The organism is Abyssisolibacter fermentans (assembly GCF_001559865.1).
GTDB lineage: Bacteria > Bacillota > Clostridia > Tissierellales > MCWD3 > Abyssisolibacter > Abyssisolibacter fermentans.
This window is the reverse complement of record NZ_LOHE01000074.1, coordinates 105,109-127,218: the sequence shown is the minus strand read 5'-3', so window position 1 is coordinate 127,218 and position 22,110 is coordinate 105,109. Positions and strand designations below refer to the sequence as shown.

The following is a 22,110-nucleotide window of genomic DNA, read 5'->3' as shown; positions in this document are numbered from 1 at the left end:
TGTTTAAAATAAAGGAAACTCCTACTCAGTGCATTCGTAGGAGTAAGCGATTCACACCAAATCATAGATTTGGGTTCTCTGCTTAACGCAGTATTTAGCCATTTTGACCATTTCCTTTAGATTCGATTTTTAGATTCGTAGTGTGTATGCAACAACTCATGAGCTTTCTTACCATATGGCTCACCTAAATATTCTTCATAAAGCTTCATAACCTCACTATTTTCATGTGATTTTCTAAGCTTTTTATTTCTGTCTTCTTTGTAAATAGCTTCTTGACGTTTCTTTATTATTTCAACATTACCATGGTGATAAGGCTGACCACCTCCACCTATACATCCTCCGGGACATGCCATTATTTCAATAGCATCAAATTTTGATTTTCCGTCTCTTATATCTTCGAGAATTTTTCTGGCATTACCTAAGCCGTGAGCTATTCCTATTCTGAGCTGTTTGTCTTTTATATCGACAGTAGCTTCTCTGATACCTTCTATACCTCTAAGTTGTTTAAATTCAACATTATTTAGCTCTTCGCCCGTCATCCACTCATACGCTGTTCTGAGTGCGGCTTCTATAACTCCTCCTGTAGTACCAAATATAATGGATGCACCTGTAGTTTCCCCTAAAGGTCTGTCAAAATCACTATCAGGCAAGTTAGCAAAATCTATTCCTGCTTCTCTAATCATAGCACCTAGTTCTCTGGTAGTTATTACTATATCAACATTGTCATTATAATCTTTAGTTAATTCTGGACGCTTTGCTTCAGCTTTCTTTGCTATACATGGCATTACTGATACAACTACTATCTTTTTTGGATCTATTTTCATTTTTTCTGCAAGATATGTCTTAGCAATAGTACCAAACATTATATGAGGTGATTTACAAGTAGAAGGTATATCTAAAAGCTCAGGAAATTGATGCTCTATAAACTTAACCCATGCAGGACAGCAGCTTGTCAACATTGGCAGAGTTCCATTGTGTTCTATTCTGTGAATTAATTCAGAAGCTTCCTCTATTATAGTCAAATCTGCTCCAAAATCAGTATCAAAAACAGAATCAAAACCTATTCTTTTTAGAGCAGTAACTAATTTGCCAGTTACTATAGTACCAGCTTCCATCCCGAATAATTCTCCAAGAGCTACTCTTATGGCAGGAGCTGTTTGAACTATTACATATTTGTCGGGATGGTTTATAGCACGCCATACTTTGCGAGTATGATTTATTTCAGTAAGTGCAGCTGTTGGACAAACTGCAACACACTGTCCGCAGTATGTACACGAAGAATCCTTCATAGGCATATTAAATGCAGGACCAACAAAAGCATCAAAGCCTCTGTTTAAGCTTGATAATATACCACAAGTTTGAACTTCATTACACATTGTTTCACATCTTCTGCACATGATACACTTATTTGGATCTTTCACAATAGCATCACTGGATTCATCTATTTTATATTCACTTTTTTTACCTTTCCATTTTATATCCCTAATACCTAATTCCTTTGCTAGTGCTTGAAGTTCACATTCTAAATTTTTAGCACATGTAAAACAGTCATTTGGATGATTAGAAAGAAGTAGTTCCACAGCCATTCTTCTTGCAGTGATGGCTCTTATAGAATCAGTTTTAACAATCATATTATTCCAAACCTTTGTAACACAGGCAGGTACTAAAGTATTCCTACCATGAGCTTCAACCATACAAACTCTACATGATGCAGTTTTGTTTACCATTTTTAAATCATGAAGATCTAAATGACAAAGAGTAGGGATTTTTATACCTATTTGTTGAGCAGCTTCTAATATAGTAATATCATTAGGTACTTTTATTGTTTGATCATTAATAGTAATAGTGATTAAATTTTCCACGAGATCACCTTCTTTATGGTTTTATGACAGCATTGAATTTGCAAGCATCAAAACATGCTCCACATTTTATACATTTGCTTTCGTCAATTACATGTACCTTTCTTGGTTCTCCTGAGATACAGCTTACAGGACATACACGAGCACAAGCAGTACAGCCTACACAGTTTTCCTTAGAAATTTTATATTTTACTAACGCTTTGCATTCACCAGTTGGACAGTGCTTATCCTTTATATGGCTTATATACTCATCTTCAAAATGTTTCAAAGTACTGAGTACAGGATTTGGAGCTGTTTGCCCTAATCCGCAAAGTGAACTGTCTCGAATCATATGACACAGTTCCTTTAGAGAATATAAATCATCCATATCAGCAGTTCCATCAGTGATTTTCGTTAAAATTTCATACATTCGTTTGGTACCTATGCGACATGGAGTACACCTACCGCATGATTCATCTTGAGTGAATTCTAAATAGAACTTTGCAATATTGACCATACAGTTAGATTCATCCATTATTATCATTCCACCAGAACCCATTATTGAACCAATAGCTGCTAGATGTTCATAATCTATAGGCGTATCTAGATATTCACTGGTAATTACACCTCCAGAAGGACCGCCAGTTTGGATTGCCTTGAATTTTTTATTATCTTGAATACCTCCTCCAATATCAAAAATTATTTCTCTTAGAGTAGTACCCATAGGAACTTCAACGAGTCCAATATTCTTAACTTTACCCGCTAATGCAAACACTTTAGTACCCTTACTTGTTTCTGTTCCTATGGAAGAAAACCACTTAGCACCTTTAAGTATAATCTGAGGAATGTTTGCAAAAGTTTCAACGTTATTTACACATGTTGGTTTACCCCATAAGCCTAATTGTGATGGATATGGAGGTTTATAGTTTGGTTCTCCTCTTTTTCCTTCGCATGAATGAATTAGTGCTGTTTCTTCACCACAAACAAAAGCTCCTGCTCCAAACTTGATTTCTATGTCAAAATCAAAATCAGTGGAGAATATATTTTTTCCTAACAGATTAAGTTCTTTAGCTTGATTTATTGCTAGCTTTAACCGTTCAATAGCTAGAGGGTATTCTGCTCTTATGTATATAATTCCTTTGTTAGCACCAATAGCATAAGCACCTATTGCCATAGCTTCAATGACGCTATGAGGATCTCCCTCAAGTATACTTCTATCCATAAATGCGCCAGGGTCACCTTCGTCTGCATTGCAAATTATGAATTTTTCATCACCTTCTACATTTTTAGTTATCTCCCATTTGACACCTGTAGGGAAACCACCGCCTCCTCGTCCTCTTAATCCAGAGTCTTTTATTATATTTATTACTTCATCTTGAGACATTGTAGTTAAAACTCTTCCAAGTGCTTCATATCCATCAAAAGCAATATATTCATATATATCTTCTGGATTAATTAAGCCACAGTTTTGAAGAGCTATCCTGAGCTGCTTTTTATAAAAAGGAATCTTATCAAATGAATGAATCTTTTCCTTGAAATTACCTTCATATAGCAGTCTTTCAACATGTCTTCCCTTTAAAATGTGTTCTTGTACTATTTCATCTACATCATTATTAGTAACATGGACATAAAAAACATCATCAGGTTCAATTTTAACAATAGGTCCTTGTTTACAAAAACCAAAACAGCCTGTCTTAATAATTTTAACTTCATTTGATAGTCCATATGTTTTTAATGAATTTGTAAATTTTTCAATAAGATTATCACTACCATTAGCTAAACATCCAGTACCAGAACAAACTAGAATATTATTGCGATAATAAGCCACTTTTTTTCATCCCTTCGAGTAGTTATTTTATCCTGCTAATCCTTATGTTCATCTATTATTACATCTAAATCTTCAACCTTAACATTTCCATATACCTTATCATCTATGAGTACTATTGGAGCAAGACCACATGCACCGATACATCTGACATCTTTAAGAGTAAATAAACCATCCTTGGTTGTTTCATTTGATTCAATTTCTAATTTTTCTTTTAATGCTTCGATAATCTTGTTAGAGCCTCTAACAAAACAAGCAGTACCCATACATACATTTATAATATGTTTTCCTTGTGGTTTAGTTGTAAAGTATGAATAAAACGTAACTACACCATTTACTTTAGCTGTTGATATTCCAAGTTTTCTAGCTATGAATAATTGTGTATCATTTGATAAGTATCCGTATAACGCTTGAGCTTTATGTAGAACTTTTATAAGAGATCCTTCTAATGATTCAGAAGAATCAATTGTATTAATAAATGTATCTAATTCTTCATATTCTTTCATATAATACCTCCTAGAGGATTGATAAGAAAATATATTTACAACTATAAAAGTGCAAAAACACTGAAAAATTTTACAAATTAAATCAGTCTATACTTTGTGATTTTTTGTGGTAAAAATTAAATTTTTTAATTATTTTAACTCTCTAGTATGTAGCGAGGGAGCCATGCAGGAATCTTTCTCTTACGCGGTGTGTACATGTTTTGAGTAGAGAACAGAAATCTATGATTTCTCGTGAATCACTTATTGCTAGGAATGAAATGAGTAGGAGTTACTTATTTAATAAAAGTTGAAGGAAAAAACACGTACACCAATGTTCCGAGAAAGAAACCCTGCATGTCTCCTAGTATCTATATGGTTGCTAGTTAATAATACAAATCTATGTTTAATATCCAGACTGGATTAAATGTATTTATAGTTGCACATTTATAGTTTATAAATATATTTTGTAATTACTAGACAATTATACTTAGATGTTTTTTACATTATATAAAAATATAAGAAAAAAACGAAAAGAGATAAAAACTATACACAGTACCTTGCATAAAAAGGTACTGTGTGTTATTATATATTTGAATTAAAAAATAAAGAGGTGTTTATTTTGAACATACAATTTAAAAAGGGAGTGTTGGAATTGTGTGTGCTGTCTATACTTCATAGAAAAGACTGCTATGGATATGAACTTGTAGATATGATTTCTAGAAGCATAACAATTTCAGAAGGTACTATTTATCCTTTACTTAGAAGATTAAAAAAAGATGGATATGTCAAGACGTATTTAAAAGAATCTACTGAAGGACCGCCAAGAAAATATTATATGCTAACTGATACAGGTATAAAAATGAAAAAAGAACTATCAGATGAATGGTATTTATTTGTAAACCACGTTAATAATGTTCTAGAAGGAGGTATTAAAAATGAATAAACAGGAATTTTTGGAGCAATTAAGACGAAATCTAAAAGGACTGTCAGAAGAAGATATAAAAGAAGTGTTGTTTGATTATGAAGAGCATTTTGAAATTGGTTTTGATAAAGGACGTAGTGAAGAAGAGATAGCAGTTTCACTTGGAGATCCTAAAATACTTGCAAGACAAATTAAAACTACATATATGATACAAATTGCAGAAAGAAAATCAAATGCAGGCAATGTATTTAAGGCAGTAATGGCAAGTATTGGACTTGGTTTTTTCAATATGATATTCCTTATACCCCTTATAGCATTAATGGTAGCAGTTTTTGCATTAGTTATATCAGGCGGTGCAGTTGTTATAGCTGGTATACTTGCTTTTATAGCAAGCTTATTATCACCATTTATACATTTTGAAAATATTAACGTAGGCACGAGTCCTTCAATTGGAATGTTTTTGTCAATCGGAGTAACATGTCTTGGTGGATTAATAACAATCGGTTCTTCATATTTATTGAAAGCATTCTATAAATTCTTAATAAATTATTTAAAATTAAATCTTAAGGTTATAACAGGAAAGGAGAGATAGCATGGATCTCGAATCCAAGAAAATCAAGAAAAGTAATATGAAAAAAGTTGCATTTATAATATTTGTAGTAATGATTATTTCTTTTGCTATTGCAGGAATTTTGATAGAAAAAGAAGGTGGAATATTTAATTATGGTGGGATAGGATATATAACATTGGACCAGAATGATATTAATAATAATGGTAAAAATATTAATAATGAGAAAATAGAAATAAATGATAAGCAAATTATTGATGATACAAATAGTGTTAGCAGTATTGACATTCAATCAGTTAGCACAACAGTAAATATTATATCTACAGATGATGACAAAGTAGAGGCGTATTTACATGGTATTGCAAATGGTTATGAAAAAGGGAAAGAGCCAAAACTAATTTGTGAAAAAAGAGATGATATAATACACATTAAGATTGAATATCCAAATCTAAATAGTTACAAGGGTTTGGTAAATAGATACTTTGATGGCAAATTAGATATAAAAGTACCAAAAAGAGTTTTTGAAGAATTTAATGCTAAGAATGTATCAGGAGAAATATATATATCGGGTATATCCGCCGATAAAATAACTGGAACAACAGTATCAGGAGATTTAAATATAAAAGGCTGCAAAGCAAAATATATTGTTAGCAAAAGTACAAGTGGCGACATAGAAATAAATGATATAATAGGTAAAGTATTTATAAAGAATGTATCAGGTTCTATTGATTTAGATGTAAAAGAATTAACTGATGAAATAGATGCAGAAGCTATATCTGGTGACATTAATTTAAAAGCTCCAGATAATGCTGATATGGATTTAATAATGAAATCAACATCAGGTTCTCTATCTACAGATATAGCTTTAAAAATAAATAAAAGTGGTCGTAACGAAATAAGAGGTAAGGTAGGAAATGGCAGTGTTAAAGTACAATTATCCACTGTTTCAGGAGATATTGAAGTTGAATAGAAATTACTAGAAGGGCTCTTGGTGAAAACCAAGAGCCCTCTTTACTTGGCAAGCGTTGTGGGAATTTCAATGTAACTAAAAAGTTATATTTCACAACTCACTGGCATAGGAAATCTGTAAGAATCTTCTACGGTTCCGACACAAGCTTGTTTCTAAATAAATAAGAAACTCACTACTCACTACGTTCCTATGAGTAAGTGATTCACTCAAAATCTTAGATTTTGGTTTTCTACTTAAAAGCGCCATAAAAACAAGCTTTTGAAAGTGATCTTCCGTAGAAACCTTAGAGATTTCTTAGCTATTTTTTGGTTGTATTTTTTATATCTGTTGATTAGGGCTTTAAATATTAATAAGTTATCTCATTAAGATCTCAATGTTAACATACCAAAATAAAATAATTTTGAAGTGTTTTTAATATATTAGGGAGTCTAAATAAAAGTATTTTACTTATCAGTTCTTTAAATTATTTTAATTTCATTTTAATCTAATAAAACATATTGTAATATAGCATAGTTTAGTGTAAAATTACACTAAATTGATAATAAATGATAAAGAGGTGAAAAAAATGAACAAAAGTGAATTGATAGATTTATTATCAAGTAAAATAAAGCTTATAAGAATAGAGAATAATTTTACTCAAGATGAAATGTCTAATATTATTGGTGTTTCTAAAAAATCTTTAGTAGAGATAGAAAAAGGGAGAAAAAAATTAAGTTGGTCATTATTAGCTGCTATTTGTGCTATTTTTAGAGAGAGCGAAATTTTAAAAATGACATTAGGAGATGATCCTGTAGAACTTATAAGCTTAATTGCTTTAGAAAAATTTTTAGAGCCTAAGAAACATACTATAGGAGGTAAAATATGGTGGAAAGATATTCTATCTAATGACAAATTTACTTTACAACAAAATATAGTAAGTGGCCATTACAGAATATTAGATAGTAAAAAAAGAAGATGGTATAGTTCTATGAATAAAATTTTCATTGAAAAGAAATATAATGAATTAATTACTGAATAATTATGAAAAGAAGGTGAAAAAGTTAATGAAAAATATTGCATTTAGAATACTTTTTATGATAGTAATACTGACTCTTTTACCATTAAATGCATTACATGCTCAGTCTTCAATAAGCTTAGATGCTGAAGTTGGATTTAATGGTTTATATAGATATGAAGAAATAACACCTGTGAAAATAAACATTCATGCTTATAGTGGTCTAAAGGGGAGAATACAAGTTAGCTTTTATAAAGAATTTGAACCAACATATAATAGGTCAAATAATAAAGTATATGAAAGATTTAATAAAGAAATAGAAATGAATGAGGATAGTATTAGTGCAAATATTAATGTAGCAATACCCAAAGAATGTAATTATCTTTACATAACATTAATAGATGAAGATAACAATGAGTTAGCTAAGAATACAATATCAATCAATGCAGCTATTAAAAACAATCAGAAAGTTATAGCATTGTTTTCAAATGATGATGAAAGCTATAAATATATAGATAATATTAAAGTAGATGATTTGGCAAATTCATATTTTAAAGTAGTTAATTTTATAGGTACAAAAATTGATGATAGAAGAATTTTAGATAATTTTGATTATATGATTTTTAATGAAGAAATTTTAAAAAATATGAATGGTGAAACAGCTATCTTAGTGAAGCAATGGATCCAAAAGGGAGGTGTTGCTTTATTAGAAAATAATCTTGATAAAAATTTAGTTAATATATTATTTAATGAAATTAGGTTTACTGCTGATAAGAAAATTTATAATTTATCTAAAGGGAAAATAATTTTATTAGATAGAGATATAATTAATACTGAAAATACCTCTTATATCACTTCTGTTTTAAGAACAAATATGAATTATGCTAGAAATGTAATAAGTAAGAATTATTTATCACAGATGAATTTATTATTGAGACATATTCCGAAGAGAAAACTTCCTTCTTTAAGAAAAGTTATGCTTATATTATTGATATATATGATAATAGTAGGACCTGTAAATTATTTCACATTAAAATTATATGATAAAAAGGAAAAAATATGGTTAACAAGTCCTATAATAGCAATTGTTATTACATTGTCAATTTTTTTGACAAGTAGGGGAAGTGTTTTTGATAAGGCAATATTCAATAGTGTAACTTTTGCAGATTTTACAACGTTTCCTCAAAAATTATATATTCAAAATGAAATTGGTTTAACTGGTATAAGTGGAGAAAATGTTAAAATAGGTGTTGAAAAAGATGTTGATTTTAGATTAACAAATAGGATAAAACAGAGCAATATTTTTGATGAAGAACGTTATGGAATTAATTATTACCTAGATGAAGAAAAAAAATTAACACTTTCAAATAGTAGCACATGGGATGTTAATTATGTTAGTACAGAAGAAATTAAAGATTTAGAAAATCCGATAGTAACTGATATATCAATCAATGATACTGTAATAAGTGGTAGCATAACTAATACAGCTGATATAATGTTAGAAGATTGTATGCTAATAATAGGGAATATACAGATTAGCTTAGGTGATATAGAGCCAAATCAAAGTATTGATATTAATGAAAATATTGATAATAATCAAAGTAAAAATAGAATTAATACAGGTTATTCTTATCAAGAAAGAAAAGAAGATGTTCTAAATTATAATGTTAAGGAAATGATTTTAGCTGAATATAACAAAACGTTATTGTACAAACCATTTGAAAACATTAAAATAATTGCATGGAATAGAAACAAGATTTCAGGTGATTTAAAAATTGATAAGAAATTTGAAAGAATAGACAGAAATATGCTTATTTTACCTGTGAATATAAAAATGAAATCAGGCAATAAGGTAAATGTGCCTAATGGAATATTAAAGCCAAAATTAGTTGAAATTACTTCATTAAATTCAAATTCAGTTGCTTCATTAAATTCTGATTATTATTCACAATATATGTATGGAACTGGTGTTTGTATATATGAAATAAGTCCAATAAAGGATTTAGAAGTTAAAATGATTGATATAAAATCAAAAACTGAGAATAGTAAATATGACGTATATTTATACAATTATAAAACAGAAAAATGGGTCAAATTTACTGATAAAAGTATAGTTTTAAAAGACAGGCTTATAAACTATTATTACAATGAAAGCAATGGGGTTAAATTAAAAATGCATTCGAAAGCAAATACAAATTTCTTAATTCCTGAATACGGTATAAAAGGAGTTGTGAAATAATGTTAAAAATAGATAATATAACTAAATTTTATGGAGATTTCAAAGCTGTTGATAATATTTCAATGGAAGTGTCAAAGGGTAATATATACGGATTTGTAGGTCCAAATGGTGCAGGGAAGACTACATTGTTTAAAATGATAGCAACACTTTTAAAGCCTTCAGCTGGTAAGATATTTTTGAATGGGAAAAATGTTGTAAAAGATTATAAGTATGCAAGGGGAGAAACTGGATATATGCCAGATTTTTTTGGAGTATACAATGATTTAAAGACTTATGAGTATATGGAGTTTTACGCAGATATAAATTATGTTCCCTATAAAAATAGAAAGAAAAAGATAGATGAACTATTGGAATTAGTTAATTTAGTGAATAAAAAATATGATTATGTAGATTCATTATCAAGAGGTATGAAGCAAAGATTATGTCTTGCAAGATGCTTAATACATGACCCAAGCTTCTTAATATTGGATGAACCAGCTTCAGGTATGGACCCTAGAGCTAGAATTGAAATGAAAAATATACTCAAAACACTTCAAGATAGTGGCAAGACCATATTAATTAGTTCTCATATATTACCTGAGCTTGCAGAGCTATGTAACCAAATAGGTATTATACAGGAAGGTAAAATTGAATTTAGTGGTAGTGTAGATGATATTATGAAAGAAGTATATAAATCTAATATCCTAGAAATAAAAGTTTTAGGCAATAAAAATAAAGCATTAAACATACTTAACAGTTATGAAGATGTAATCAAAGCAACAAATACAGGTGACTATATTAAAGTAAGCTTTGATGGGAATGAAACCCAAATGGCAGATATGTTAAAGTATTTAATAAGAAATGATGTTGATGTAGTATCGTATAATGAAGCTAAGACTGATTTGGAAGATATTTTTATGAAGGTTACAAGAGGTGATAAAAATGATTAATCCGGTTTTAAAAAGAGAATTGAAAACAAAAGGAAGAAGTTTTAGAACAACGCTGATGATGATATTTTATATTTTAATAATTTCAAGTGTCATGTCAGTAGTGTTATATACATCTAATTCGGGATATAATTCGTATATGGGCTTTGATCCAGAATCAATTAAAGAAATATATTTCGGTATATCTATATTACAGATGGCATTAATATGTTTGATTATACCAGCTACTACCTCTGGAAGTATTTGTGGAGAAAGACAAAGAAAAACCTTTAATTTATTAATCTGCACTAAAATGTCTAGCTGGTCTATAGTTTTAGGCAAATTATTTGCTTCAATGATTCAAACAATATTACTTTTAATATTGACAATACCAATTATAAGTATATTATTTTTATATGGAGGTCTTTCTATAGGAAATATTATTTTATTATTTCTATTTTATTTAGTGACAGCTATATTGTTAGGAAGCATAGGATTGTTTAGCTCAGCATATTTTAAAAAGGCTGTAACAGCTACTGTAACTAGTTATTTTGTGATGCTTTTATTAACAGTAGGAACAATTTATGTTGTAACTGTTGGAGTAAGAATATTTGATACTGAATTAACTCTCGAGACAGTAAAATGGATTGCAAGATTATTGTATATTAACCCATTTACAGGTTTAACAGCGATATTATCACAACAACTTGGTGCTGATATTTTCTTAGGTGATATTGCGAATATTACTTTTATAAAAAGAACAATAATATATAATTTGAGCTTTGATTTATTATTTTCTTTTTTGCTATTATACTTAACGACATTAAAAATAAATCCTATGAAGGGAATCAAAATATTCAAGTAAAACTATGAGTTATCTTACTAGAAGTTACTAAATAAAAACATTAAAATATATTAAAAAAGGAGTTGAGTAAAATGCATGTATGGATTAAATTTCAAAATAACAAAAAAATAATTAGTGTAATTAGTATAGAATTATCAAAAAAAAGTATTACTGGACGTAGCGGAACAAATGAATTTGGAGAAACACTTGGTAAATACGATAGTCCAGAAAGAGCTGAGGATATATTTAATGAAATTTGTGAATTTATAGCTAAAGGTGAAGAGAAAGTATTTAATATGCCTATTAAATAAGGAGAGAGAATATGTTAGAAGAACTAATGAAAAAAGGTTATGGTAAAAAAGAGAAATATAATTGTGCTCAAAAGATATTATATGGAGCAAATGAAGCATATAATTTAAAATTAGACGAAAAAGCACTTAGTTTAGCTGCTGGTTTTGGTGGTGGAATGGCAATAGAAAGCGTATGTGGAGCATTAACAGCTTCTATTATGGTGTTAAGTAATTTATTTAAAGACAAATATGAAAAAGAGGATTTTAGAAAAATAATATCTCAATTTTTAGATACATACAAAAATAAAATGGGGGACATAAATTGTAGAGAATTAAAGGATAGATACTACAATGAAGTTGTAAAATGTGATGAAATAATAGTACAAGCAGCGCAGCTATTAGATTATTTTGTGAAAACTAACTAGAGATTAATAACAATAGCATTTGTTATACTAAATATTTTTATCTTGACTATTAAATGAATTTATAATAACAAATTATGGTCAATTGACTATAAATTTAAAAGCAAATTTTTATTTTAGTAAAACAGCAGGCATACCGAATCGGTATGCCTGTTATTTCATGGATAACTTATAACCAGAAAAGCCTATATTAAATGTTTATTTAAATCTTTCATAGGAGTAAGTGACTTACATATATCATAGATATAATTCTCTCCCATTAGTGATTTAATTGTAACCAAATACTTCCTTTTAAAATATAATATATAGATGGAACATTGTATAAAATAGAATACTATGAGTTTATACAAAATTGTTTTATTAATAATCCCCATATTATTCATAGAAAATTATGAGCAGTGAACTAAAATCTATGATTTTATGTGAATCGCTTACTCATATGAAGGAACTGAATAGGAGATTCATTAACAAGGCATCCTTCTGATTATAACAAGGCGAAAGATGTCCCTCATCTCTATAGGTAGCAGGTATCGATTATATTTAACAGTCGGTGAGCAATTGCGCCTTGTTGAAACGGTGTGTTGCAATTACTACGTAATTTCCTTCGTTGTTATAAGAGATCCATTAAATTCTTGACATACCAACTCGGTATGCCTTCGAATTCACTGAAATCTTCTAATTCAGAAACTTACAGCATATTATCGGGAGTTATATGAATAATCAGGGATAATATAGATATTTTGAAAGGAGGTTTTTAAAATTATTGAAATAGCTTTATTTTTTTTATTAACCTATCTGACATATATAAACGAACAAAATGATAAACAAGAAGATGAAGAAAAATCAAACTTTCTATCATATATAGCTAATTTGGCAGACAAGGCTGAAAATTATAAAAATGAGCTAGATAAAAAACTTCAAGAGGACAATGAGGAAGATACCGAAGTAATACAAGAAACAGAAGAAATCTATCATGTACCAATTCAAAGCATGGAGCTTGATGATAAAGAACAATATAAAGAAGTAGTTGATGATGTAGAGCTTGTAGAACCTACTAATACTGAATTAAAAGAAAGCATAGAAGATATTAAAGATACACTAGAGGTATTAGAGGAAAAATTGCAACAAAACCAAGTAGTTAAAGATGATAAACCTACTTTAATACAGCCGCAAATTGTTGCAGAAGAGTTACAGAGCAAAGAGTTAAAAGAAGAGCATGATAAACAATCAACTATGACTACTGAAGTAGAACGAGAAATAAAACAAGAGGTTAAAAAAGAGCAAATAATAGAAAGAAAAAATAAAATAATTCCAATAAATTATGATGATTTAAATACAAGTATTTTAGCTAAATTAAATTCAAATACCTTTATTTAAGAAAGAAGGTATATAATGAATTTATATAAAATTCTTGAAGATTTAAATTACGAGTTATTAAGTGAAAATGAAAACATAGAGATAAAAAATATTTCATACGATTCAAGAAGAGTTACAAAGGGAACTTTATTTATATGTATAAAAGGATATAAATATGACGGTCATGATTATATAAATAGTGCTGTAAATAATGGTGCTTTGGCAGTAATTGTAGAAAGAGATGAGTTAATTAATCCAATTCTTAAGAAAAAAGTTACATTTATTAAAGTTGAAGATACTAGAAAAGCATTATCAAAGGTTGCAAGTAAATTTTATGGTAATCCCTCTAGTGAACTTAAAGTTATTGGTATTACAGGGACTAATGGTAAAACATCAGTTTCATATTATATATCAGAGATTCTAAAATTATCAGGTAAGAAAACAGGGATAATAGGAACTATAAACAATGTTTGTGGAGATGAAATTTTAGACATAGTAAGAACAACTCATACTACACCAGAAGCCCCCCAAATTCAGTGTATGTTAAGAACTATGGTAGAAAAAGGTGTTGAATTTGTTTGTATAGAAGCTACATCTATGGGTTTAAAACTGAACAGAGTAGATGACTGTAATTTTGATATAGCAGTATTCACAAATTTAACAAGAGATCATTTAGATGACCATAAGACAATGGAAAATTACAAAAACTGCAAAAAACAACTATTTAGATTGAGCAAATTTTCTGTTATTAATTTAGATGATAATGTAGGAAGAGAAATAATTAATGAAACTACAAATGGGTATATTACATACGGCTTAAACAAATATGCTGATATATATGCTCATGATATTAAAACTACTAATCAAGGGACGAAGTTTATTATGACTTATAAAGGTGAAAATAAAGATGTTCAGATTTATATACCTGGTAGATTTAGTGTTTATAATGCATTAGCAGCAACAGGTGTATGCATACGTCTTGGACTAAAAATAGATGACATTATTAATGGTTTAGCCTCTATAACAAATGTTAAAGGTAGGTTTGAAACTATAAAAGCTGAAAATGGCAGTAGTATAATTGTTGATTATGCACATACACCAGATGCATTAGAAAATGTACTTAAAACAGCTAGAGAATTTAAAAAAGGAAAACTAATATTAGTTTTTGGATGTGGAGGAAATAGAGATAAAACAAAACGACCATTAATGGGTAAAATTGCATCAAAACTTGCAGATTTGTGTATCATAACTTCTGATAATCCAAGAGAAGAAGATCCACAAAATATAATTAAAGATATAATAAAAGGCATGAATAATGTAAATAGCGAATGTATAATAATAGAAGATAGAAAAAAAGCAATAAGATTTGCATTAACTCAAGCTAATAATAATGATATAGTAATAATTGCTGGAAAGGGACATGAAACTTATCAAGAAATAAATGGAGATGTAATTCCCTTTGATGATTGTGAAATTGTTAAAAAATATCTAAAAACATAGTATTCCTAGATTTTTCTAGGAAACTATTTATATTATTATAGGACAAGCTTTTGATATATTTAAACTTATTAAATTCGAAAAAAGGATATTTAATAAAAAATATAGAAATAAGAATGATATATAGTATTATTTATAAAAAATATCAACAGATCTTTGATGTATTATTATAATGGAAAAGATTAGCTTGAATATAGTTAAGTTGGTATAAGGAAAATAATATATAAACATAAACTTATAAGTTTAGCAATAAGAAGTACAAGTCATTATGTGGAGTAGATTATGAACAAAAATATTAAAATAGGGGTTTTTACTGATGTTCATGGGAATCTTCCTGCTTTATTAGCTGGACTGAATTTTTTAGACAAACAACATTGTGACTACATATATCATACTGGAGATGCAATAGGATTTGGACCGTTTTCCAGAGAATGTATTGAGATGATAACGGATTTACCCAATATTCATGCTATAATGGGTAATCATGAACAGTATTTTATTTATGGTATACCTTGTAGTGTAAGAGATTTAGAAAAAGTCCATCATAGGTGGGTCAATTCTACAGTTCGTCCGTTGGGAGATGTAATATCTAAGCTTAAATATGTAGAATATCTAACTGTTAATGATACAAGAATAGCATTTATGCATTATGGTATGTTAAATGAAAATAAATTTAACAGAATCATAGAGAAACCAAATGGTAATAATTTAGATATTTTATTTAACAATATAGATGCAGATATTATTTTTTATGGACATAATCATGAAAGCTCAGATATTATAGGGAAAAAAAGATATATTAACCCTGGTTCAATGGGTTGTTCAAGAGATTCTTATGCAAGATTAATAATAATAGAATTTAATTCAAGAAAATATAAAATAACAAAACATAAAATATTATATGATAAATCTGATTTGTTTATACAGTTAAATGAAAGAGATGTTCCGGGTAAAGAATATATTGCCGAAGCATTTTTTGGACTTAGTAATAGTAAAAATTTATACGATTAAAAAACGGGTAAATAAGTATTTATTTATCTGTTTTTTTATGAGGTGCAATTCACGTTTACTTCTAGGATCGAATTAAGTATGAGTTACAGAAATAATTTTTAACAACTATTATAAACACAAAAGAAGGATATCAAAACTAATTTATCGAATATATGTTCTATATGCAGAATTTCAGGAAACTATTGATGTTTTTATTTAGTAGAAGTTATACTAACATAGGAGTGATTTTATGAAAATCAAATTAATACATACCGGTGATATTCACATAGGCAGAGAATTTAAGAATTTTTCCAATTATATTAATTATGGACAAATGAGACGAAATGATATATTAGATACGTTTATGAATATAATTAATAGAGCTAAGGAACAAAATTCTAATCTTTTATTAATTGCTGGAGATTTTTTTGATGAAAATACTTGTAACATTGGAGATTTAAAACTAATAAATGATGAATTTAAGAAACTAAAGAATATAAAAATTTTAATATGTGCAGGTAATCATGATCCAATAGATGACAGATCATTATATAAGCTAGTTAATTGGGCAGAAAATGTACACATTTTTTCAAATTGTAATGCTATTGAAGAGAAAGATTTTGATGATATTAATACATCAATTTATTCAGTTAGCTGGAAAACTAAAGAAAGACAAGATAACATATTAAAGAATATTCAAATAAAAGATTATAGTAGAATAAATATTCTAATGGTACATGGTGATATGACTAACAGCGATTCAAAATACTTACCATTGAATAAGGATGATTTGTTAAGAAGTGGATTTGATTATATAGCAATGGGACATATTCATAAGCATATTGCTTATTATGATAATTTATGTTATTGTGGAAGTCCTGAACCATTAGATTTTGGTGAAACTGGTGAGCATGGAGTAGTAGAAGTTATTCTAAGTAAACAGATATCAAATATGAAATTTATACCATTAAGTAAGAGAAGATATCATGCATTAGAAATAAAAATTAATCCCGAAATGAATCAAATTGATGTTTTAGAGGCAATAAAAGCTAATATGAATACAATTAATAGAAAAGAAGATATTTATAAAATAAAGCTGACAGGAATTAGAGATAACAGTTTAAAGCTTGATATAGATCAATTTAAAACTAAGATAAGTAATTTAGTACAATTTGTTCAAATAATTGATGAAACTAAATCAGACTATGATTTAGATCAACTATATTTAAACAATAAACATAATATAATAGGATGTTTTATCAAGGAAATGAAGACTAAAGATTTAAATAACCCAGTAGTTAAAGAAGCTTTGTATATAGGATTAGAATTATTATTAAGTGAAAAGGTGAATATATAATGATTATAAAAGAGCTTAATTTAATATCTTTTGGTAAGTTCAAAAACAAAAAAATAGAACTAACTGAGGGAATAAACATAATATATGGAAATAATGAATCTGGGAAGACAACTATACACAGCTTTATAGAAGCAATGTTTTATGGATTTTTTAATCCTAACACAAAAACAAAAAGATATACTCAAAAATATGATAGTTATTTACCGTGGAATTATAGTGATTATAGAGGAATATTAAAATATAAAGTTAATAATCAAACATATAGAATAGAGAGAAACTTCCTTAAAGGAAATGATGATGTAAAGATATTTGATGAAGATTTAGGAGAAGATATTAGCTCTCAATTTAATTATAACAAGGTTATAAGATTATACGAACCTTTTTCTTTACATTTAGGCATTAATAATACTATATATAAAAATACAATAAGTATTAATCAGTCACAAAGTAGGATTACAAATGATTTTGCAAAGCATGTAAAAGATAATTTGGTCAATATTGGACAATCCTTAGATGAAGATATTTCAGTTAATAGAGTTTTGCAAAAACTAGATGATGGTATAAAAGAAATAGGAACAAAAGGAAGAGTTAAATCCCCATATGGAAGTTTAGTACTTGAAATTGAGGACTTAAAAGCTGAAGAAAATTTAGCCGAGGAAAGAGAAGAAGCTATTAGAGATTATGAAAAACAGCTATTAGCATTAGGTGATGAAATTAAATTAACTGAGAATAAAAGGGATGAAATAATAAATATATTAGAATTATTAAAAGACAGTGAAATTACTAGACAGTATTTAGAAGCAAAAACACTAATAGAAAGTATAGATGATTTAGAAAAAAGTATCAAAAAATTAAATAAATATGAAGATATTAGCTTAGAGGATAGAGACTTATTAATAAGATTTGAGGATAATGTCAAATATATTAAAGAAAGTATAGAAGTTTCTAAAAATAAATATGATGAAACAAAGAATAAACTAAAGGAAGTAAGTTTTGATATTAACAAAGTCTTAAATGATAATCAAAGTAGTGATAATTCTAATGAAGAAGATTTTATGTCAGTTTTAGTAAGTAAAAATAAAAAACTAAAGGTATTGAAATTGTTTAGATGGGCAGCTGTATTAATAACACTTGGGTCAATATATTTAGGATATATTGAAGATGTTAAATACAGCATTGGAGCAATATTATCTTTTATTGTAATACTGATTATAAGTTTTAATAGCACTAACCTAAATAAAGACATACAACATTTATCAAATAAATATGGTAAAAATAATAGCAAAAATAGTGAAAGTACTGTTAATAAGCAAATAACTAACATATTACAAGAAAAAATAAATCAAGAATATGAAGATATATCTATACTTAAAAGTAGATTGAGCAAGGAGTATAAAAATATTGAATTTGTATTAAACAGAAACAAAACAGATAGTATAGAGGGTTATCATAAAGCTGTAGAATTAAAAAATAAACTTCTTAAACAAAAAGAAGAAGCAGCTAACAAAAAAATACTTTTAAAACAATTGTTAGGAAATAAAACAATACAAGACTTAAAGCAAAAAATGGAAGCTGCTGGGGATATAGATTTATGTCAAATTAAAAACTATAATAAAGAAGAGCTTGAAAGCAACCTAAAAGAAAAAGATGAGTATATTAATAAATTTAAGAATAGACAATTGATATATCAAGAGAAGATAAAAGATATACGATTAACTAAAAGGTTGTTAGTAGATATACATGAAGATATAATAGGAAAGAAGAAAAAATTACATAAATTATCAAATAAGCTAAATTCATTAAAGCTAGCGAAAAATACAATTGAGGAGATATCAAAAGATATACATAAGGACTTTGCACCAAAACTAAATAAAATGGTTAATGAAATTACAAGTAGCATAACGAATGATAAATACAATGAAGTGAAGATGTCCGAAAATATGGATGTTAGAGTTGTTGATCCATCAAGTAGTAGATTAGTAAGTATAGAGGATTTAAGCGGAGGTACTATAGATCAGTTTTATTTTGCAGTTAGATTAGGAATAATTGATTTATTAAGTGAGAATAAAAACATACCATTATTATTAGATGATAGCTTCATACAATATGATAATATAAGACTACATAACATATTAAAGGTGATTAATAATATAAGTAATACTAAACAGATATTATTATTTACATGCCATTATAGAGAAAAAGAATATTTTGATAAATTAGGGTTAAAGTACAACTATATTAATGTATAACATTAACTGTTGTAAAACTGTAAAAATAGCCAAATATTCATTAAAGTTAAAGTTTAAGTTTAAGCAGTGAAATCAAATAATAAAGCAGAAGAAACATTGTACTAATTACTAGAAAATTTATGGGTTCTAAATAAAAAACAAGTACGGTTAAATGATTAGAGGTGATATATATGTCCATTTATGCAATAGGAGATACACATTTTGATTTTACAAACAAAAAGCCAATGGGTATATTTGGCGAGAAATGGATAGACCATGATAAGAAGATTATTGATAACTGGAAGCAAACAGTAAAAGAAGAAGATTTAGTTCTTATTCCAGGAGACATATCATGGGCATTAAAACTGAAAGAAGCATATAATGATTTAAATATAATTGATAAATTGCCTGGGAAAAAAGTTTTAATAAAGGGAAATCATGATTACTGGTGGGAAACAAAAGCTAAACTTAAAGCATTAGATTTACAAACAATAGAGTTTATTCAAAATGACTGCTTTATATACAATAATATCGCTATATTTGGAACTAGAGGCTGGTTGTCAAAGGATAGTGATGAATTTAAGCAAAAAGATATAAAAATCTATAGCAGAGAACTTAATAGATTAGAATTATCACTAAGCTCTTTAAAAGATAAAGATGTAGATAAAAAAATAGTTATGATACACTATCCACCATTTAATATTGATAGCACACCAAATGAATTTGTTGATGTAATGAAAAAATATGGAGTAGATATATGTCTTTATGGTCATTTACATTCAGAAGGACACAAATATGTAACAGAAGGTATAATAAAAGATATAGATTTTCAATGTGTATCAAGTGATTTTATAGATTTTAAACTAAAGAAAATAATATAACAGGAGTTGGTTTTATGGTTAATGAGTTAGAAGTTAAGGTTCTAAATATAGAAAAGCAGGATATAATAAACAGACTAGAAGCACTAGATGCTAAATTAGTTAAGCATGAACATCAAGAGAATACAATTTTTGATACAGAAGATAGATTTGTAAAAAATAAGTTAAATGGTTATTTAAGAATAAGAGAAAAGAAAAATTTAAAGACGAATAAAACTGAATGTATTTTTACACTTAAAAGAAATGTATCTCATGATGAATTAAGAAGAAATATAGAGATAGAGACAAAATTTGAAGACAAAGAAGCTTTGATGGAAATATTACAGTTGATAAATGTAAAAAAATTACATAAAGGAACAAAAGAGAGGATTTCTTATGAAAAAGACGGTATTCTATTTGAAATAGATACATGGGACAAGGATACTTACCCTGACACTTATATGGAGTTGGAAGTTAAAAATACAGATGATTTAAAGAAAGCAATAGATATGCTAGATTTAAAAGAAGAGGATGTAACAACTAAATCATTTGATCAGCTTAGAAAAGATATTGGAATGGAAGTGCTGTAAAACATTTCATCTCATTCGTGGTTATAGTAAATATTCTCGGGCGTGTAAATAATTTTGTGTATTCTCTCTCTAATAGCAAAGATTGAAATTGTCGAAAACCCCTGTGTAAGAATTTAACATTTCATCGAACAATCTGTTCACACTTGATTATTGTCATGTATAGTATTCTTTAGTTCTTAACTAATAACAGGATAAGGCTATGCTGAAGAATAACTTGAGTGTTTATTAGTTTCTGTACTTGAACGTGGGCAACTGCTTTGTCCGTTTTACGTTCAAGGGAGAACTAATGTGATAAGCCTCAGGGGGTTGGGGACAGTTTTATTATTTAGTATATTTTGTCTGTCAACTCCTGAATTTGTAAATCTTTAGCCATCTTTTTTACTCCCTTACTTTTAATATAATGAACTGAGTTTCTTAATATAAAAAATTTTCAAAATGAAAAATTCTATTTTTAGTATACCTCAACTATTATTAATTTCTAGACATAATTTACATTGTGCTACATTAATTTCTCAACCTTTCCCCACTCTTTAGCACAAAAATAAAATGCGTTCTGCTGATAATCTCAATCTTATCAACTAACGCATTAAATATATCTTTATCAAATTCTGCTAATAAACTACCCCTATTGCTTAATACCTCAATAATATCAAGATACCTATAATCTGCGGAATCTTTAATATTATTATTTATGTAATTAATCTGTAATACACCAATATGTTACTGCATAAAAATGCCATTATAAACATTTTTTCTATTTATCTTTCTTTTTGACAAAGATGTAAAAGTCGTCAGAGATTCAACAAGACAACAAAAAACATGGCATAACTCATTGAAAACAGTAGAATTATAAATATTTTTAAATTTTGAAATAACTCTTGATAAAATAGGAAATCATTTTACAAATCCGGGTATTTCTATAAACAAAAAACC

At 27.9% G+C, this 22,110-nt stretch carries 19 protein-coding genes; 16 read left to right on the top strand and 3 right to left on the bottom strand.

Annotated features, from left to right (window positions below; genetic code table 11):
* Nucleotides 1-116: 116 nt before the first annotated feature.
* Genes AYC61_RS14395 through AYC61_RS14385 form a run of 3 tightly spaced genes read right to left on the bottom strand, consistent with a single transcriptional unit; the run spans nucleotide 117 to nucleotide 4,169 of the window.
* The gene (locus tag AYC61_RS14395) at nucleotides 117-1,862 is read right to left on the bottom strand and encodes an NADH-dependent [FeFe] hydrogenase, group A6 (RefSeq protein WP_066503836.1); all 1,746 of its coding nucleotides are present in this window, start codon (nucleotides 1,860-1,862) and stop codon (nucleotides 117-119) included.
* A 13-nt stretch (nucleotides 1,863-1,875) separates the two neighbouring features.
* Nucleotides 1,876-3,666, bottom strand: coding sequence for an NADH-quinone oxidoreductase subunit NuoF (locus AYC61_RS14390; RefSeq protein WP_066503834.1), 1,791 nt, complete (start codon nucleotides 3,664-3,666; stop codon nucleotides 1,876-1,878).
* Between the two features lie 35 nt (nucleotides 3,667-3,701).
* A complete protein-coding gene (locus tag AYC61_RS14385; RefSeq protein WP_066503831.1) occupies nucleotides 3,702-4,169 on the bottom strand; it encodes an NADH-quinone oxidoreductase subunit NuoE family protein in 468 nt (155 codons plus the stop codon).
* 598 nt (nucleotides 4,170-4,767) lie between these two features.
* On the opposite strand from AYC61_RS14385, the gene AYC61_RS14380 reads away from it, so the two are divergent.
* The 16 genes from AYC61_RS14380 to AYC61_RS14305 all read left to right on the top strand — a co-directional run bounded on the left by AYC61_RS14380 (nucleotide 4,768) and on the right by AYC61_RS14305 (nucleotide 21,177).
* Nucleotides 4,768-5,091, top strand: coding sequence for a PadR family transcriptional regulator (locus AYC61_RS14380; RefSeq protein WP_066503824.1), 324 nt, complete (start codon nucleotides 4,768-4,770; stop codon nucleotides 5,089-5,091).
* On the top strand, nucleotides 5,084-5,662 hold the full coding sequence (locus AYC61_RS14375) for an HAAS signaling domain-containing protein (RefSeq protein ID WP_066503821.1): 579 nt from the start codon (nucleotides 5,084-5,086) through the stop codon (nucleotides 5,660-5,662). The genes AYC61_RS14380 and AYC61_RS14375 overlap by 8 nt, the downstream gene beginning before the upstream one ends.
* Before the next feature lies 1 nt (nucleotide 5,663).
* Nucleotides 5,664-6,608, top strand: coding sequence for a DUF4097 family beta strand repeat-containing protein (locus tag AYC61_RS14370; protein WP_066503819.1), 945 nt, complete (start codon nucleotides 5,664-5,666; stop codon nucleotides 6,606-6,608).
* A gap of 565 nt (nucleotides 6,609-7,173) precedes the next feature.
* Entirely contained in the window at nucleotides 7,174-7,626 is a 453-nt protein-coding gene (locus AYC61_RS14365; protein WP_066503814.1) for a helix-turn-helix transcriptional regulator, read from the top strand.
* 25 nt (nucleotides 7,627-7,651) lie between these two features.
* The gene (locus AYC61_RS14360) at nucleotides 7,652-9,841 is read left to right on the top strand and encodes a hypothetical protein (protein ID WP_066503812.1); all 2,190 of its coding nucleotides are present in this window, start codon (nucleotides 7,652-7,654) and stop codon (nucleotides 9,839-9,841) included.
* Nucleotides 9,841-10,770 (top strand): ABC transporter ATP-binding protein, encoded by a 930-nt coding sequence (locus AYC61_RS14355; protein ID WP_066503810.1) that lies wholly within the window; start codon nucleotides 9,841-9,843, stop codon nucleotides 10,768-10,770. The genes AYC61_RS14360 and AYC61_RS14355 overlap by 1 nt, the downstream gene beginning before the upstream one ends.
* The gene (locus tag AYC61_RS14350; RefSeq protein ID WP_066503809.1) at nucleotides 10,763-11,611 is read left to right on the top strand and encodes an ABC transporter permease; all 849 of its coding nucleotides are present in this window, start codon (nucleotides 10,763-10,765) and stop codon (nucleotides 11,609-11,611) included. Before AYC61_RS14355 ends, AYC61_RS14350 begins: the two co-directional genes overlap by 8 nt.
* A gap of 71 nt (nucleotides 11,612-11,682) precedes the next feature.
* On the top strand, nucleotides 11,683-11,901 hold the full coding sequence (locus tag AYC61_RS14345) for a hypothetical protein (RefSeq protein ID WP_066503808.1): 219 nt from the start codon (nucleotides 11,683-11,685) through the stop codon (nucleotides 11,899-11,901).
* An 11-nt stretch (nucleotides 11,902-11,912) separates the two neighbouring features.
* The gene (locus AYC61_RS14340) at nucleotides 11,913-12,305 is read left to right on the top strand and encodes a C-GCAxxG-C-C family (seleno)protein (protein ID WP_066503807.1); all 393 of its coding nucleotides are present in this window, start codon (nucleotides 11,913-11,915) and stop codon (nucleotides 12,303-12,305) included.
* An 867-nt stretch (nucleotides 12,306-13,172) separates the two neighbouring features.
* Nucleotides 13,173-13,679 carry a hypothetical protein gene (locus tag AYC61_RS14335; RefSeq protein ID WP_066503804.1) on the top strand — a complete coding sequence of 169 codons (507 nt, stop codon included), beginning with the start codon at nucleotides 13,173-13,175 and terminating at the stop codon, nucleotides 13,677-13,679.
* Between the two features lie 15 nt (nucleotides 13,680-13,694).
* A complete protein-coding gene (locus AYC61_RS14330) occupies nucleotides 13,695-15,158 on the top strand; it encodes a UDP-N-acetylmuramoyl-L-alanyl-D-glutamate--2,6-diaminopimelate ligase (protein WP_066503801.1) in 1,464 nt (487 codons plus the stop codon).
* Between the two features lie 279 nt (nucleotides 15,159-15,437).
* Entirely contained in the window at nucleotides 15,438-16,166 is a 729-nt protein-coding gene (locus tag AYC61_RS14325; protein WP_066503797.1) for a metallophosphoesterase family protein, read from the top strand.
* A 229-nt stretch (nucleotides 16,167-16,395) separates the two neighbouring features.
* Nucleotides 16,396-17,502, top strand: a complete 1,107-nt coding sequence (locus tag AYC61_RS14320; RefSeq protein ID WP_066503791.1) for a metallophosphoesterase family protein — start codon at nucleotides 16,396-16,398, stop codon at nucleotides 17,500-17,502.
* Nucleotides 17,502-19,751 carry an ATP-binding protein gene (locus AYC61_RS14315; protein WP_066503789.1) on the top strand — a complete coding sequence of 750 codons (2,250 nt, stop codon included), beginning with the start codon at nucleotides 17,502-17,504 and terminating at the stop codon, nucleotides 19,749-19,751. Before AYC61_RS14320 ends, AYC61_RS14315 begins: the two co-directional genes overlap by 1 nt.
* A gap of 170 nt (nucleotides 19,752-19,921) precedes the next feature.
* Nucleotides 19,922-20,611 carry a metallophosphoesterase gene (locus AYC61_RS14310; RefSeq protein WP_066503786.1) on the top strand — a complete coding sequence of 230 codons (690 nt, stop codon included), beginning with the start codon at nucleotides 19,922-19,924 and terminating at the stop codon, nucleotides 20,609-20,611.
* A gap of 14 nt (nucleotides 20,612-20,625) precedes the next feature.
* Nucleotides 20,626-21,177 carry a class IV adenylate cyclase gene (locus AYC61_RS14305; protein ID WP_066503782.1) on the top strand — a complete coding sequence of 184 codons (552 nt, stop codon included), beginning with the start codon at nucleotides 20,626-20,628 and terminating at the stop codon, nucleotides 21,175-21,177.
* Nucleotides 21,178-22,110 lie beyond the last annotated feature (933 nt).